General features: G+C 74.8%; 12 protein-coding genes. 7 read left to right on the plus strand and 5 right to left on the minus strand.

Going from position 1 to position 14,812, the window contains the following annotated elements; genetic code table 11:
- Positions 1-108: 108 nt before the first annotated feature.
- On the minus strand, positions 109-4,746 hold the full coding sequence (locus tag HOP40_RS17215) for an ATP-dependent helicase (RefSeq protein WP_172159817.1): 4,638 nt from the start codon (positions 4,744-4,746) through the stop codon (positions 109-111).
- A 58-nt stretch (positions 4,747-4,804) separates the two neighbouring features.
- Here HOP40_RS17215 and HOP40_RS17220 point away from each other — a divergent pair, with 58 nt between their 5' ends.
- Positions 4,805-5,305, plus strand: coding sequence for a hemerythrin domain-containing protein (locus tag HOP40_RS17220; protein ID WP_172159828.1), 501 nt, complete (start codon positions 4,805-4,807; stop codon positions 5,303-5,305).
- A 10-nt stretch (positions 5,306-5,315) separates the two neighbouring features.
- Here HOP40_RS17220 and HOP40_RS36460 read toward each other — a convergent pair whose 3' ends face one another.
- Together HOP40_RS36460 and HOP40_RS17225 are read right to left on the minus strand one after the other, a co-directional pair.
- Positions 5,316-5,438 (minus strand): hypothetical protein, encoded by a 123-nt coding sequence (locus HOP40_RS36460; RefSeq protein ID WP_255425225.1) that lies wholly within the window; start codon positions 5,436-5,438, stop codon positions 5,316-5,318.
- Between the two features lie 10 nt (positions 5,439-5,448).
- Positions 5,449-6,717 (minus strand): CoA transferase, encoded by a 1,269-nt coding sequence (locus HOP40_RS17225; protein WP_172159830.1) that lies wholly within the window; start codon positions 6,715-6,717, stop codon positions 5,449-5,451.
- A gap of 24 nt (positions 6,718-6,741) precedes the next feature.
- Here HOP40_RS17225 and HOP40_RS17230 point away from each other — a divergent pair, with 24 nt between their 5' ends.
- The 3 genes from HOP40_RS17230 (at position 6,742) to HOP40_RS36610 (ending at position 9,242) form a co-directional block, all read left to right on the plus strand.
- On the plus strand, positions 6,742-6,936 hold the full coding sequence (locus tag HOP40_RS17230) for a DUF3046 domain-containing protein (protein ID WP_172159832.1): 195 nt from the start codon (positions 6,742-6,744) through the stop codon (positions 6,934-6,936).
- 192 nt (positions 6,937-7,128) lie between these two features.
- Positions 7,129-8,169 carry a recombinase RecA gene (recA, locus tag HOP40_RS17235; protein WP_172159834.1) on the plus strand — a complete coding sequence of 347 codons (1,041 nt, stop codon included), beginning with the start codon at positions 7,129-7,131 and terminating at the stop codon, positions 8,167-8,169.
- Between the two features lie 2 nt (positions 8,170-8,171).
- Positions 8,172-9,242, plus strand: a complete 1,071-nt coding sequence (locus tag HOP40_RS36610) for a regulatory protein RecX (protein WP_338053069.1) — start codon at positions 8,172-8,174, stop codon at positions 9,240-9,242.
- Between the two features lie 115 nt (positions 9,243-9,357).
- On the opposite strand, the gene HOP40_RS17245 is transcribed toward HOP40_RS36610, so the two are convergent.
- Positions 9,358-10,080 carry a DsbA family protein gene (locus HOP40_RS17245; protein WP_172159836.1) on the minus strand — a complete coding sequence of 241 codons (723 nt, stop codon included), beginning with the start codon at positions 10,078-10,080 and terminating at the stop codon, positions 9,358-9,360.
- Positions 10,081-10,092: 12 nt separating this feature from the next.
- Positions 10,093-11,046: a LysR family transcriptional regulator gene (locus HOP40_RS17250; RefSeq protein WP_172159838.1), complete on the minus strand. Its 954-nt coding sequence runs from the start codon at positions 11,044-11,046 to the stop codon at positions 10,093-10,095.
- Positions 11,047-11,254: 208 nt separating this feature from the next.
- On the opposite strand from HOP40_RS17250, the gene HOP40_RS17255 reads away from it, so the two are divergent.
- From HOP40_RS17255 to HOP40_RS17265, 3 genes are read left to right on the plus strand one after another with little or no spacing between them, the layout of a single operon-like run.
- Entirely contained in the window at positions 11,255-11,971 is a 717-nt protein-coding gene (locus HOP40_RS17255) for a succinate dehydrogenase cytochrome b subunit (RefSeq protein WP_172159840.1), read from the plus strand.
- A 2-nt stretch (positions 11,972-11,973) separates the two neighbouring features.
- Positions 11,974-13,914: a fumarate reductase/succinate dehydrogenase flavoprotein subunit gene (locus tag HOP40_RS17260; RefSeq protein ID WP_205347218.1), complete on the plus strand. Its 1,941-nt coding sequence runs from the start codon at positions 11,974-11,976 to the stop codon at positions 13,912-13,914.
- Positions 13,911-14,666, plus strand: a complete 756-nt coding sequence (locus HOP40_RS17265) for a succinate dehydrogenase/fumarate reductase iron-sulfur subunit (protein ID WP_172159844.1) — start codon at positions 13,911-13,913, stop codon at positions 14,664-14,666. The genes HOP40_RS17260 and HOP40_RS17265 overlap by 4 nt, the downstream gene beginning before the upstream one ends.
- Positions 14,667-14,812: the final 146 nt, after the last annotated feature.

The raw sequence follows: 14,812 nt of genomic DNA on the forward strand, positions 1-14,812 counted from the left end.
AGGGTTCCCGGCGCTCGTCGCACCCCCACCGGCCCGTCGCACACGCTGCAACCCGTGCGACCGCCCGCTACGTGCGCGACCGCCTCCTGGCTGTGAACCGGCGCCAGGTCAGGCCCGCAGGCGCAGCCCCTTCGGCGTCACGCGGAACCCGGCCTCGGTGAGCACGTCGGCGAGCTCGGAGCCCAGCGACCCGACCCCGTCGGCCTTCTCCACCGCCAGCGACCCGAGCCACCCCTCGTGCACCGCCCCGGCCAGCGCCTGCGCGGCCGCCGCCAGCTCGTCGTGCTCGGCGGTGAACGAGAGCAGCGACTTGCCGCCCCGCTCCACGTACAGCGCCGGCGCCCCCTCCACCAGCACCACGAGCGCGCCCGCCTTGCGCCCGGGCCGGTGCTTCGTGTCGCCCGCGGTGGGGGGCCAGGGCAGCGCCGCGCCGTAGGGCTGCGCCGGGTCGGCGGCCGCGAGGACCACCCGCGAGAGCCCGTCCTCGCCCGGCGCGCCGTCGGGCCGTGACATCGCGCGCAGCCGGTCGATCGCCCCCGGGACCGCGAACTGCGCCGCCCCCAGCCCCTCGACGACGTACCCGCGCCGCGCGCGCCCGGAGTCCTCCATCGCGCGGAGCACCCGGTAGACCGCGGCGAACCCGCCGACCACCCGCTCCGTGCTCAGCGCCCCGCGGGTGAGCACGCCGTGCCGCTCCAGGAACGCCTCCGCGCGGGCGTGCGCGCGGCGGGTGGCGTCGGGCTCGCGGTCGACGGCGAGCGCCCACCGCCCGCCCACCGACGGCGGCCCGCCCCGGCTGGGCATCGTGGGCCGCCCCGCCCGCAACTGCGCGTACCGGCCGCGGGAGGCGGTGCGCCGGGTGCGGTGGGCCCCACCCTTGCCGCCGCCGAGCCGGGCCCGCAGCGGGCCGAGCGTGTCGTTGGTGAGCAGCCCGGCCCACACGAGGTCCCAGATCGCGGCGACCACGGCGTCGTCGCCGGGGCCCGCGTCGCCGGCCTCGACCAGCGCGCGCCCGGCCCGGTCGGCCAGCTCCCGGAAGAACAGCGCGCCGCCGCCGTCGAGCGCGGCGAGCAGGGCGCGGTGCAGCGGCGCGTCGGCGACGTCGGGCTCGGGTTCGGGCAGCAGCAGGTCGGCGACGTCGGCCGGGGCGATCGCCAGCCAGCCGTCGCTGCCGGTCAGCGGGCCGCACCCGGTCCAGGTGACCTCGCCCGCCGCGGTGAGCTCGTCGAGCAGGGCGGGGGTGTAGCCGGGCAGCCGCGCGGGCAGGATCAGCGACTCCAGCGCGCTGGCCGGCAGCGGCGCCCCGGCGAGCTGCTCGACCACGCCGAGCACGTCCTCCGCGCCGGGAGCACGGCGCATCCGGCCGCGCCGGCCGTCGTCGGCGCCGGTGCGCACGCCCTGCCACGCGGGCAGGAACCGGCCCAGCGCCCGCTGCTCGACGGGCTCGACCTCGGCGCGCAGCCGCGCCAGCGACCCCCGCCGCAGCCGCCGCAGCACCTCGGCGTCGCAGTACTCGATGCCCTCGGCGCCCGGCCGCAGCTCCCCGCGCACGACCCGGCCGGACCCGACCAGCCGGTCGAGCACGCCCGCCACCACCGCGACACCCAGCCCGAACCGCGCCGCGCACTGCGCCGCGGCGAAGGGGCCGTGGCTGCGGGCGTAGCGCAGCACGAGGTCGCCCAGCGGGTCGGCGACCGGCTCGGTGAACGCCTCCGGCACCCCGACCGGCAGCGGCGCGCCGAGCGCGTCGCGCACCCGCCCGGCGTCCTCGATGGCGAGCCAGCGCTCCTCGCCGCCCATCCGCACGCGGATCGCGCGCCGCGCCGACTCCAGGCCGGCGAGCCACTCCGGAGCCGCGCCGCGGGCGGCGGCCTCCTCGGTGGTGAGGTCGCCCAGGAACCGCAGCAGGTCGGCGGTGCCCTCCGCGTCGCGCACGTGGCGGTCCTCGGCGAGGCGCTGCAGCGAGGCCTCCACCTCGGCGAGCACCTCGGGGTCGAGCAGCTCGCGGATCGCCTCGGAGCCCAGCAGCTCGGCGAGCAGCGTGGAGTCGAGCGAGAGGGCCGCGGCGCGGCGCTCGGCCAGCGGCGCGTCGGCCTCGTAGAGGAACATCCCGACGTAGCCGAAGAGCAGGCTGCGCGCGAACGGCGACGGCGACGGCGTCTGCACCTCGACGACGTGCACCTTCCGCGCCTGCACGTCGGCCATCAGCGAGCGCAGCCCGGGCAGGTCGTAGACGTCCTGCACGCACTCGCGCATCGCCTCGAGCGTGACCGGGAACTGCTCGTAGCGCCCGGCCACCGCCAGCAGCTGCGCCGACTTCTGCCGCTGCTGCCACAGCGGGCTGCGCCGCCTCGGGTCGCGGCGGGGGAGCAGCAGCGAGCGGGCCGCGCACTCCCGGAACCGCGACGCGTAGAGCGAGGACCCGCCCAGCTCCGCCACGACGATCTGCTCGACCTCGGCCGGGTCGAGCAGCACGTCCTCCGCGGTGGGGACGACCTCGGTGCCCGAGTCGTCGACGGCGTCGGGCAGCCGCAGCACGATCCCGTCGTCGCCCGCGGACGCCTGGCACTCGACCCCGCGCCGCTCGCGCATCCGCGCGGTGATCGCGAGCGCCCACGGGCCGTTGACCTGCCGCCCGAACGGCGAGTGCACGACGAGCCGCCAGTCGCCCAGCTCGTCGCGGAAGCGCTCGACGAGGACCGTGCGGTCGCTCGGCACGTGGCGGGTGGCGTCGCGCTGCTCGTGCAGGTAGGCGAGCAGGTTGTCGATGGCCCACTCGTCGAGCCCGGCCGCCGCGGCGCGCGCCCGCGCGTCGGCGGTGTCGAGCGCCGACATCTCGCGCACGAACGCCCCGACCGCGCGGCCCAGCTCCAGCGGACGCCCGATCGACTCGCCCTTCCAGAACGGCATCCGCGCGGGCACGCCCGGGGCGGGCGTGACGATCACGCGGTCGTGGGTGATGTCCTCGACCCGCCAGCTCGACGTGCCGAGCAGGAACGTGTCGCCGACCCGCGACTCGTAGACCATCTCCTCGTCGAGCTCGCCGACCCGCGACCCGGCGCCGTCGGCCCCGCCCGGCGTCATCACGGTGAACAGGCCGCGGTCGGGGATCGTGCCGCCGGAGGTGACGGCGAGGCGCTGCGCGCCGGGGCGTCCGGCCAGGGTGTCGGTGACGCGGTCCCACGTGATGCGGGCCCGCAGCTCGCCGAACTCCTCGGACGGGTAGCGCCCGGCCAGCATGTCGAGCACCGAGTGCAGCGCCGAGTCGGGCAGTGCGGCGAACGGGGCGGCGCGGCGGACGAGGCGCGTGAGGTCGTCGAGGGCCCACGGCTCCAGCGCGACCATGGCCACGATCTGCTGGGCGAGGACGTCGAGCGGGTTGCGCGGGTAGCGCATCGACTCGATCGCGCCCGACGTCATCCGCTCGGCCACGACCGCGCACGAGACGAGGTCGCCCCGGTACTTGGGGAACACGACGCCGGTGGACACGGCGCCGACCTGGTGCCCGGCCCGGCCGACGCGCTGCAGGCCCGACGCCACGCTCGGCGGCGCCTCGACCTGCACCACGAGGTCGACCGCGCCCATGTCGATGCCCAGCTCCAGGCTGGAGGTGGCCACCACGCACGGCAGCAGCCCGCCCTTGAGCTCCTCCTCCACGAGCGTGCGCTGCTCGCGCGACATCGACCCGTGGTGCGCCTTCGCGACCACCGGGGGAGCGCCGCCGCCGATGCCGGACTGCCCGACCGCCTCGGCCGGGAACGCCAGGTCGTCGAGGTCCTGGGCGCCCTCGGCCTCCTCGGCGGCCAGCTCGTTGAGCCGCGACGTGAGCCGCTCGGCCAGGCGCCGGGAGTTGGAGAACACGATGGTCGACCGGTGCGCGCGCACGAGCTCCAGCAGCCGCCGCTCCACCGCCGGCCAGATCGAGGGCCGCTCGGCCGTGCCCGCGGCCGAGCCGATGACCTCCTCGTCGGAGCTGCCCGGCGCGGGTCGCTGGTCGAGCGCGGCGAGATCGGGCACCGGCACCTCGACCGTGACCTCGATCGTCTTCGGGATCGTCGGCTGCACGACCTCCACCGGCCGCGCGCCCGCGAGGAACGTGGACACCTCGTCGATCGGGCGCACCGTGGCCGAGAGCCCGATCCGCTGCGCCGGGGCGGGCAGGAGCTCGTCGAGGCGCTCCAGCGACAGCGCCAGGTGCGCGCCGCGCTTGGTGCCGGCCACGGCGTGCACCTCGTCGAGGATCACCGTCTCGACGCCCTTGAGCGACTCGCGCGCCGCCGACGTCAGGATGAGGAACAGCGACTCCGGCGTGGTGACGAGCACGTCGGGCGGGGTGCGCATGAACGAGCGGCGCTCGTCGGCCGGCGTGTCGCCCGTGCGCATCCCGACCGTGACGTCGGGGACCGCGAGGCCGAGGCGCTGCGCGGCCTGGCGGATGCCGGTGAGCGGCGAGCGCAGGTTGCGCTGGACGTCGACGGCCAGGGCCTTGAGCGGCGACACGTACAGCACCCGGCAGCGGTGCTTGGGCTCCTCGGGCACCGGGCCGGCCGCCAGCTTGTCGAGCGCCCACAGGAACGCCGCCAGCGTCTTGCCCGACCCGGTGGGGGCGACGACGAGCGCGTGCCGGCCCGCCTGCGCCGCGCTCCACGCGCCCTCCTGCGCCGCGGTGGGCGCGGCGAAGGCACCCGAGAACCAGTCCCGGGTGGCGGGGGAGAAGCCGTCGAGAGCGGTCACGGGCCCCATCATGCGCCGGGGGTCCGACACTTTCCCGTTTGGACGCCCCGGCCTGCGGGAACAGCACCCCATGCCCGATGTGATCCGCCTGATCCTCGACGACCACGAGTCGTTCCGCGCGCGCTTCGCCGAGCTCGAGCAGCTCCGCGACGACCCCACCGCCGCCGCCGCCGTCTGGGCCCCGCTGGCTGCCGACCTCGAGGTCCACGCCAGTGCCGAGGAGCAGTTCTTCTACCCGCAGCTGCTCAAGCGCGTCGAGGACATCGAGGACGAGACCGAGGACGCCGTCTCCGACCACGACGAGATCCGCCAGGGCATCCGCCGCGCCGCCGGCCACGAGCCGGGCAGCGACGAGTGGTGGGCCGGGATCCAGGAGGCCCGCGAGGCCAACGACGAGCACCTCGCGGAGGAGGAGAGCGACGACCTCGCCCCCTTCCTGGAGAAGGCCTCGCTCGAGGTGCGCCAGGAGGTCGGCGAGAAGTTCGCCGCGTACAAGCGCGAGCACGCCCACGGCGCCGGTCTCGACTACTCGGACACCGGCGCCGAGGAGTACATGGCCGAGCACACCTGAGCCACCCGGCTCAGCGCCTCCGGTTCTGCCACCACCAGCGCAGCAGCAGCGTCAGCGACGTGAGCAGCATCATCAGCACCACGAGCTGCCCGAGCGGCGAGGAGAAGCCGGTGGGATCGCCCGAGTAGTCCATGAGCTCGACGCTACCTCCAGGTCGGGGCCGCGGTGCCGAACGACGGCGCGGGCCGCGGCCAGCGCAGGGGTGAGCCGTCGACGGTGCCGGGCGGCGCGGCCAGCGTGAGGTCGTCGATCTCCTGCAGATGAGGGGTGGGATCGACGTCCGGCACGTCGGCCGCGCCGCCGCGGGGCAGGCCCTGCAGCCACGCCGCCGTGCCGACGAGGGACAGCCGCACGTGCCGCGTGCCGCCCTCGCGGCGCTGCGCGGCCAGCGCCAGCAGGGCCGCGGCGGCGCCGAGGTAGCCGGTGGTGTGGTCGAGCGCCTGCGCGGGCAGCGCCCCCGGGGCCTCGGCCGTCCCCTCGTCCGCGGCGATCCCGCACGCCGCCTGCACGAGCGAGTCGAACCCGCGCCGCCCGCCCCACGCCCCCCGCTCGCCCCACGCGGAGAGGGTGACGACGACCAGGCCGGGGTGGCGCTGCGCCAGCGCCTCCGGGGCGAGGCCGAACGCGTCCAGGGCGCCCGGTCGGTAGCCCGTGACGACGACGTCGGCGCCGGCCAGCAGCTCCTCGCGCCGCGCGGCGTCGGCCAGGTCGAGCAGGGCGGACCGCTTGCCGGGCAGCGTGTCGGCGGCCTGCAGCGGCATCTCCGGGCGGTCCGGGGCGTCCAGGCGCAGGACGTCGGCGCCGTGCAGGGCCAGCGTGCGGGTGGCGACCGGGCCCGCGATGACGCGGGTCAGGTCCAGGACGCGGGGGCGGCGGACGGGCCGGGGCGGGGCGTCGCCGACGACCCGCTGCTCCACCAGCGGCGGCGGTGCGCCCGTCTCCTCGCGCCACCGCTCCTGCGTGCGCACCGCGGCGGCGACCCCGCCCGCCGCGTGCACCGCCGCCTCCAGCTCGACGCCCGCGCGCTCCGCGACCGCCGCCGGCACCTGCGCCTCGGTGCACCCGAGCACCCGCAGCGCCGCGGCCCGGTGCCACGGGTAGTTGGCGTGCAGCCGCAGCCAGCCGTCGGCGGTGCGGTGGAACGCCGAGAGCGGGTCGAACGGCGCCCCGAGCGACGCCCCGCCGCGCAGCACGTACCGCTCGCTGCGCAGGGCGACCGCGAGCGCGCGGGTGTCGAGGCCGACTGGGTGGTCGGTGGCGGCCAGCAGGCTCGCGCCGACCGCGGCGACGCCGGCGTCGGTCACGGCGAACGTCGAGCGCAGCACGGCCGGCGGGCCCGTCACCGCGAGCCGGTCCGGGCCTGCGGGGTCGCCGCCGAGCCGGGCCCACACCTGCCGCAACGGCGTCGTCATGCCCGCGACGCTAGCCTGGTCGGCGTGCGCCTGACCCAGTTCCGCGAGCTGATGGAGGGCGAGTTCGGGGCCGTTCGCGCCTCCTCGCTCGCCCGCGACCACGTGTTCGCCGAGCTCGGCGGCCGCACGGTGGAGCAGGCGCTGGAGCACGGCTACGACCCCCGCGAGGTCTGGCGGGCGGTCTGCGCGGCCTACGACGTGCCGCCCGCGCGCCAGTAGGGGTGCCGCCCGGCGCGGGATCCTAGCCGTCCGGCGTGTCGGGGTCACGATCGAACAAGTGTTCGCTATCGTGTTGTCCACATGGCGCGGTGGCCGTCCACAGGTTCGGACCTCGCCCGCAGAATGTCGGTGGTCGCCCCTACCGTCGACAACGACCTTCCAGTCCGACACGAGCACGATGTGGAGCCGGCGATGACCGCAGCACCCGACCGCGAGAAGGCGCTCGAACTCGCCCTCGCCCAGATCGAGAAGAACCACGGCAAGGGCTCGGTGATGCGCCTCGGCGACGACACCCGCCCGCCGGTGGGGATCATCCCCACGGGCTCCATCGCGCTCGACGTCGCGCTCGGCGTGGGCGGCCTGCCCCGCGGCCGCGTCGTGGAGATCTACGGCCCCGAGTCCAGCGGCAAGACCACGGTCGCGCTGCACGCGGTGGCCAACGCCCAGGCCGCGGGCGGCATCGCGGCCTTCATCGACGCCGAGCACGCGCTCGACCCGGAGTACGCGAAGGCGCTGGGCGTCGACACCGACAACCTGCTCGTCTCCCAGCCCGACACGGGGGAGCAGGCGCTCGAGATCGCCGACATGCTGATCCGCTCCGGCGCGCTCGACCTGATCGTCGTCGACTCGGTGGCCGCGCTCGTCCCGCGCGCGGAGATCGAGGGCGAGATGGGCGACAGCCACGTCGGCCTGCAGGCCCGGCTCATGAGCCAGGCGCTGCGCAAGATCACCGGTGCGCTCAGCAACTCCGGCACCACGATGATCTTCATCAACCAGCTGCGCGAGAAGATCGGCGTCATGTTCGGCTCGCCGGAGACCACCACCGGTGGCAAGGCGCTCAAGTTCTACGCCTCCGTGCGCCTCGACATCCGCCGCATCGAGACGCTCAAGGACGGCTCCGACATGGTCGGCAACCGCACCCGCGTCAAGGTCGTGAAGAACAAGGTCGCCCCGCCGTTCAAGCAGGCGGAGTTCGACATCCTCTACGGCGTCGGCATCAGCCGCGAGGGCTCGCTGGTCGACGTGGGCGTCGAGCAGGGCCTCGTCCGCAAGTCGGGTGCCTGGTACACCTACGAGGGCGACCAGCTCGGCCAGGGCAAGGAGAACGCCCGCAAGTTCCTGCGCGAGAACCCCGACGTCGCCAACGAGATCGAGAAGCGCATCAAGGAGAAGCTCGGCATCGGGGCCGTCGTCGACGCCGACGCCGCCCTCCCCGCTCCCGTCGACTTCTGATCGTGGGTCGGGTCGCGCGGTTCGGTGAGGCCGGTGCGGAGTCCGCGCCGGCCGCCGAGGCCCGGCTCGACCGGATCGGCGCCGACGGCCCCGCCGCGGCGGTGGCGGGGTTCGAGGGGCTCGACGGCGGGGCCGAGGCCGACGCCGACCATGCCCCGGTCGGCGACGCGACGGCGTCAGCGGTCGCCCGTCTCGACGCGGTGGCCGCCGCCCCGCCGGCCGCACCGCTGGCCGAGCTGGACGCGGCTGAGGGTGCCGGAGCCACTGCGCCCACCCGCACGGCGCGCTTCGGCGAGGGGCGCGTCCGGCAGGCGCGCTCCGGTGGGGGTGGGCGGGCCGGGGAGGCACGGTCCACCGAGCGCCGGACCCGGCGCGACGCTGCGGCAACCCGCACCCGGCGGAGCGCCGGCACCTCATCCAGCCCCGACACCCCATCCAGCCCCGACACGTCCGTCACCAGCGACGGCCCTCCAGGGTCCCCGCCCGAGGAGGCGCCGGACGACCGCAGGGCCGGGAGCGAGAAGCCCCGGCGCGGCTGGGGCCCCCGGCAGATCGACCCCGACGCCGACCCGCTGGTCGCGGCCCGGGAGATCTGCCTGCGGCTGCTCACCGACCGCGCCCGTACCCGGCACGAGCTGGCCCAGGCGCTGAAGCAGCGGGGCGTGCCCGACGAGGCGTCCGAGTCGGTGCTGAGCCGTTTCGACGAGGTCGGCCTCATCGACGACGCCGCGTTCGCGGGGCAGTACGTGCGCTCCCGCCACACCTACCGCGGCCTCTCGCGACGCGCGATCGCGATGGAGCTGCGCCGCAAGGGCGTCGACGACGAGGTGGCGGGGGAGGCGCTGGAGGAGGTCGACCCGGCGTCGGAGGAGCTGCGCGCCCGCGAGCTCGTCGACCGCAAGCTCCGCACGGTCCCCGCCGACACCCCGGAGCAGCGGAAGAAGGCGGCCAACCGGCTGGTCGGCATGCTCGCCCGCAAGGGCTACGGCGGCGGCATCGCCTACCGCGTCGTGCGGGAGGCACTCGCCGCCCACGGGGCCGAGATCGACGAGCTCGACGGCCCCGACCTGTAGAGCGCAGCTCGCACACAGGCCCGGGTGCCCGCACACAGGCCCGGACCTGTGTGCGACCCCCGCACCCTGTGTGCGAGCCGGCGGACCGAGGCCCGCGCCCCGGCGCAGCAGGGCACTAGCGCTTCTGCCGCCTGCTCCCCGCGTGCCAGTCCTGCTCCACCCCGACCTCGTCGTCGGCCACCCCGAGCGCGCGCAGACGGGGGAGCTCGCGCAGGCTCCGCTTGAGCTCGGCGAACCCGGGGAAGCGGGCGAGCGCGATGACGTGGTCCCACAGCTCCGCGGCCTCGTCGGGCGCGGGCAGGCGGCTGATCACCGGCCCGAAGAACGCCACGCCCTGCGGCGGCTCGAAGTGCAGGATCGGCGTGCCGACGTCCTTGCCGGTGAGCGCCAGCGCCTCGTCGGTCTCGGCCTGGATCACCGCGTCGTGGGAGTCGTCGTCGAGGGCGTCGGCGAGGTCGGCGGGCAGACCGAGCCCGGCGAGCACCGGGGCCACGAAGTCCGCGGTACCGCGGCGGCCGTGGTCGGCGGGGGCGTCGGGCACCGGGGCGCGGTCGAAGACCTCGGCGCCGAGCGCGGCGTACAGCCCGTCGACCGCCTCGCGCCCGTGCGCCTGCCGCGTGGCGGCGGCCAGGCGCAGCAGGCGCAGGCCCGCGGTGTGCCCGGCCTCGTACTCCGGCGGGAAGTGGGCGTCGTAGTCGATGTGGGCGTTGAGCAGCCGCAGCGAGATGAACCGCCAGTCGACGGTGTAGTCGCGCGCCGCCTGCACCTGCCGCACCCACTTGCTGGTCATCCACGCGAAGGGGCACACGGGATCGAAGTAGAAGTGCACGTCGGCCATGCGGCCAGTCAATCAGCCCGGGAGCGGATCGGGGCGGCGCAGCACCTGCACGTCGCCGGGCAGGTTGTCGCCGGCCGACAGGTCGGCGAGGAAGGACAGGAGGGTGTCGCGGAAGGCCTGCATCGCGTGGGTCGGGGCGAGGTCGGCGCGGCGGGCCAGTGCGACCGTGCGGTACAGCGCGGGCGTGAGGACGGTGCGGCGCAGCCGCGGGCGCCCGGCGAACACGAGGTCGGGCACCACCGCGACGCCCGTCCCGGCCTCGACCAGGCGCAGCACCGCGTCCATCTCCCCGCCCTCGACGGCGAACCGCGGGGTCTCGCCGGCGTCGGCGTAGGCCTGCAGCGTCGCCTCCCGCACGTCGTAGCCCTGCCGCGGCACGATGAGCGGGCGGCGGGCGAGCTCGTGGATCGTCAGCGACGCCCGGGTGGTCGGCGCGCGGTCGGAGGCGGGGGAGGCCACCGACAGCCGCTCGCGCAGCACCGGCGTGGTGTGCAGCGCGGTGTCGATGCCGGCGGTCGGCACGATCACCAGCGCGACGTCGAGCTCCCCGCGCACCAGCGAGCGCACCAGGGGCTGCGACCCGCTCTCCACCAGCTCCAGCCGCACGTCGGGGTGCTGCTCGTGGAACACCCGCAGCACGTCGGCCAGCACGCCGATGCACAGCGACGGGGTGCCGCCGACGCGCACGCGCCCGCTGCGCAGCCCGATCAGCTCCGCGACGCCGGTGCGGGCGCGGTCGGCGTCGGCCAGCATCCGCCGGGCCAGCGGCAGCACCACCTCACCGGCCGGGGTGAGCGTGACGCCCTCGCGCCCGCCCCGCTCCACCAGCGCCGCCCCGAACTCGTCCTCCAGCACGCGCAGCTGCCGCGACAGCGTCGGCTGCGCGACCCCCACGGCGTCGGCGGCGCGCGTGAAGCTGCGGGAGTCGGCCAGCGCCACCAGGTACGCGAGCTGCGTCAACGTCACGGGCCATAGCGTAGGAGCATCGAACCTGTGCCGCTCATGCCGCGGCGGGGGAGCGGCGGGCGCTCCTCCGCCCGAGTGAACCGGCCCACGTCGACGGCCGCGGCCGTCCCGCTGAGCAGGGCGGCAGCGACACGCATAGCGAACGGGCATGGACGGCGCGGGTTCGATGCATTGGACGACCCCCTGCTCCGGTAGTCACCCTTGCTGCATGGTGTCCCTGGCTCAGCGCGGTGATGTGGGCGCGCCGCCCCGTCGTGCTCCGCGGCCGTCGTCCGTGCAGCTCAAGTACGTGATGGCCGTCTCCGGCGCGATCATGTTCCTCTACCTCGTCGCGCACATGGTCGGCAACCTGAAGATCTTCCTGGGGGCCGAGTCGATCGACCTCTACGCGGAGTGGCTCCGGGTCGTCGGCGAGCCCGCGGTGCCCGCGCAGACGGTGCTGTGGATCGTCCGCGTCGTCCTGCTGGCCGCCGTGATCGGACACATCGTCGCCGCCACGATGCTCGCCCGCCGTGCCGCGAAGGCCCGGCCGGTCAAGTACGCGCACCGCAGCCGCGTGGAGGGCTCCTACGCCGCCCGCACGATGCGCTGGGGCGGCGTGATCATCGCGCTGTTCATCGTCTACCACATCCTCGACCTGACCACGGGCACGCTGAACCCGAACGGGCAGTACGGCGAGGTGTACGCCAACGTCGTGGCCGACTTCGCGCCGCAGCGCTGGTACGTGACGCTGTTCTACGTCCTCGCCGTCGTCGCGGTCGCCCTCCACCTGCGCCACGGCCTCTGGAGCGCGCTGCAGTCGCTGGGGCGCACGAGCGAGCGCAACCGCAGGGCGGTCCGCGCCACGGCGAACGTCGTCGCGATCGGCCTCGCCGTCGGCTTCCTCGCCGTCCCGATCTCCGTCACCTTCGGATGGGTGGGTTAGACATGTACTCGGACTTCCAGATCGGCGACCCGATCGTCGACACCGCCGCCCCGGACGGCCCCATCGAGACCCGGTGGGAGCGCCGCCGCTTCGGCGTCAAGCTGGTCAACCCGGCCAACAAGCGCAAGATGAAGATCATCGTGGTGGGCACCGGCCTGGCCGGCGGCTCGGCGGCGGCGACGCTCGCCGAGGCCGGCTACCAGGTGTCGAGCTTCTGCTACCAGGACAGCCCGCGCCGCGCCCACTCGATCGCCGCGCAGGGCGGGATCAACGCCGCGAAGAACTACCGCAACGACGGCGACTCCGTGCAGCGGCTGTTCTACGACACCGTCAAGGGCGGCGACTTCCGCGCCCGCGAGTCGAACGTGCACCGCCTGGCCGAGATCAGCGTGCAGATCATCGACCAGTGCGTCGCGCAGGGCGTCCCGTTCGCCCGCGAGTACGGCGGCCTGCTCGACAACCGCTCCTTCGGCGGCGTGCAGGTCTCGCGCACCTTCTACGCGAAGGGCCAGACCGGCCAGCAGCTGCTGCTGGGCGCCTACCAGGCCCTGGAGCGCCAGATCGACGCCGGCGGCGTCACGATGTACTCCCGCCACGAGATGCTCGAGCTCGTCGTCGTCGACGGCCGGGCGCGCGGCATCATCGCCCGCGACATGGTGACCGGCGAGGTCGAGACCCACCTCGCCGACGCCGTGGTGCTGGCCAGCGGCGGCTACGGCAACGTCTTCTACCTCTCGACGAACGCCAAGGGCTGCAACGTCACGGCGAGCTGGCGGGCGCACCGCAAGGGCGCGCTGTTCGCCAACCCGTGCTTCACGCAGATCCACCCGACGTGCATCCCGGTCAGCGGCGACCACCAGTCGAAGCTGACGCTGATGAGCGAGTCGCTGCGCAACGACGGCCGCATCTGGGTGCCCAAGGAGATGGGCGACGCCCGCCCGCCGCAGGACATCCCCGAGGACGAGCGCGACTACTTCCTCGAGCGCCAGTACCCGAGCTTCGGCAACCTGGTGCCCCGCGACATCGCCAGCCGCGCCGCCAAGAACGTGTGCGACGCGGGGCGCGGCGTCGGCCCGACGGGCCTGGGCGTCTACCTGGACTTCGCCGACGCCATCGACCGCCTCGGGCGCCCGGCCATCGCCGCGAAGTACGGGAACCTGTTCCAGATGTACCAGCGCATCACCGGCGAGGACCCCTACGAGGTCCCGATGCGCATCTTCCCCGCCGTGCACTACACGATGGGCGGGCTGTGGGTCGACTACGACCTGCAGAGCACGATCCCCGGCATGTTCGTGGTCGGTGAGGCCAACTTCTCCGACCACGGCGCCAACCGGCTCGGCGCGTCCGCGCTGATGCAGGGCCTGGCCGACGGCTACTTCGTGCTGCCGAACACGATCGGCGACTACCTGGCCAAGAGCCACCTGCAGCCGGTCTCCCCGGACGCGCCCGAGGTGGTGGAGGCGCGCGACGAGGTCACCGGCCGCATCGAGAAGCTCCTCTCGATCGACGGCACGCGCACCGTCGACTCCTTCCACCGCGAGCTGGGCCACATCATGTGGGACTACTGCGGCATGGAGCGCACCGAGGACGGCCTGCGCAAGGCGCTCGACCTCATCGCCGAGCTGCGCCGCGAGTTCTGGCGCACGGTCAAGGTCCCGGGCGCGGCGGCGACGCTGAACCAGTCGCTGGAGAAGGCCGGCCGCGTGGCCGACTTCCTCGAGCTGGGCGAGCTCATGTGCCTCGACGCGCTGCACCGCGCCGAGTCCTGCGGCGGCCACTTCCGCGCCGAGAGCCAGACCGAGGACGGCGAGGCCGAGCGCGACGACGAGCACTTCTCCTACGCCGCGGCGTGGGAGTTCACCGGTGTCGGCGAGGCCCCGGTCCTGCACAAGGAGGACCTGACCTTCGACTACGTCACCCCGAGCCAGCGGAGCTACAAGTGAAGTTGACCCTGAAGATCTGGCGCCAGGCCTCGGCCGAGGAGAAGGGCCGCATGGTCGGCTACCAGGTCGACGACGCCGACGAGGACATGTCGTTCCTGGAGCTCCTCGACGTCCTCAACGAGAAGCTGATCCTGTCCGGCGACGAGCCGGTGGCGTTCGACCACGACTGCCGCGAGGGCATCTGCGGCTCGTGCGCGATGGTCATCAACGGCGACCCGCACGGCCCGGAGAAGGCCACCACGGCCTGCCAGCTGCACCTGCGGCACTTCCGCGACGGCGAGACGATCTACGTCGAGCCGTGGCGCGCGTCGGCGTTCCCCGTCGTCAAGGACCTGGTCGTCGACCGCACGTCGTTCGACCGGATCATCGCCGCGGGCGGTTACATCAGCGCCCCGACCGGTGCCGCCCCGGACGCCCACGCCACCCCGGTGCCCAAGCCCAACGCGGAGCGCGCGTTCTCCGCGGCGGCCTGCATCGGCTGCGGCGCGTGCGTCGCGGCGTGCCCCAACGGCTCGGCGTCGCTGTTCCTCGGCGCGAAGATCACCCACCTCGGTGAGCTGCCCCAGGGCCAGCCCGAGCGCGACGCGCGCGTGGTGCGGATGGTCGAGCAGCACGACGCCGAGGGCTTCGGCGGCTGCACCAACACCGGCGCGTGCACCGTCTCGTGCCCAAAGGAGATCCCGCTCGACGTGATCTCCCAGCTGAACCGCGACTACCTCACCGCCACGACCGGGAGGCGCCACTCGGCCTGACCCGCCGCCGACGACGGCCCGGCCCCCACGGGGGCCGGGCCACTCGTCGTGCCCGGGCCCGTCGCGCCGACTGTGACGCCTGTCTCGACCACGCTCTTTGTTCCCGACCCGTCACTGAAGTGGCAGGCGTTACGTCGTACGCTCCG

This window comes from Pseudonocardia broussonetiae (assembly GCF_013155125.1).
In the GTDB taxonomy this organism is placed as follows: domain Bacteria; phylum Actinomycetota; class Actinomycetes; order Mycobacteriales; family Pseudonocardiaceae; genus Pseudonocardia; species Pseudonocardia broussonetiae.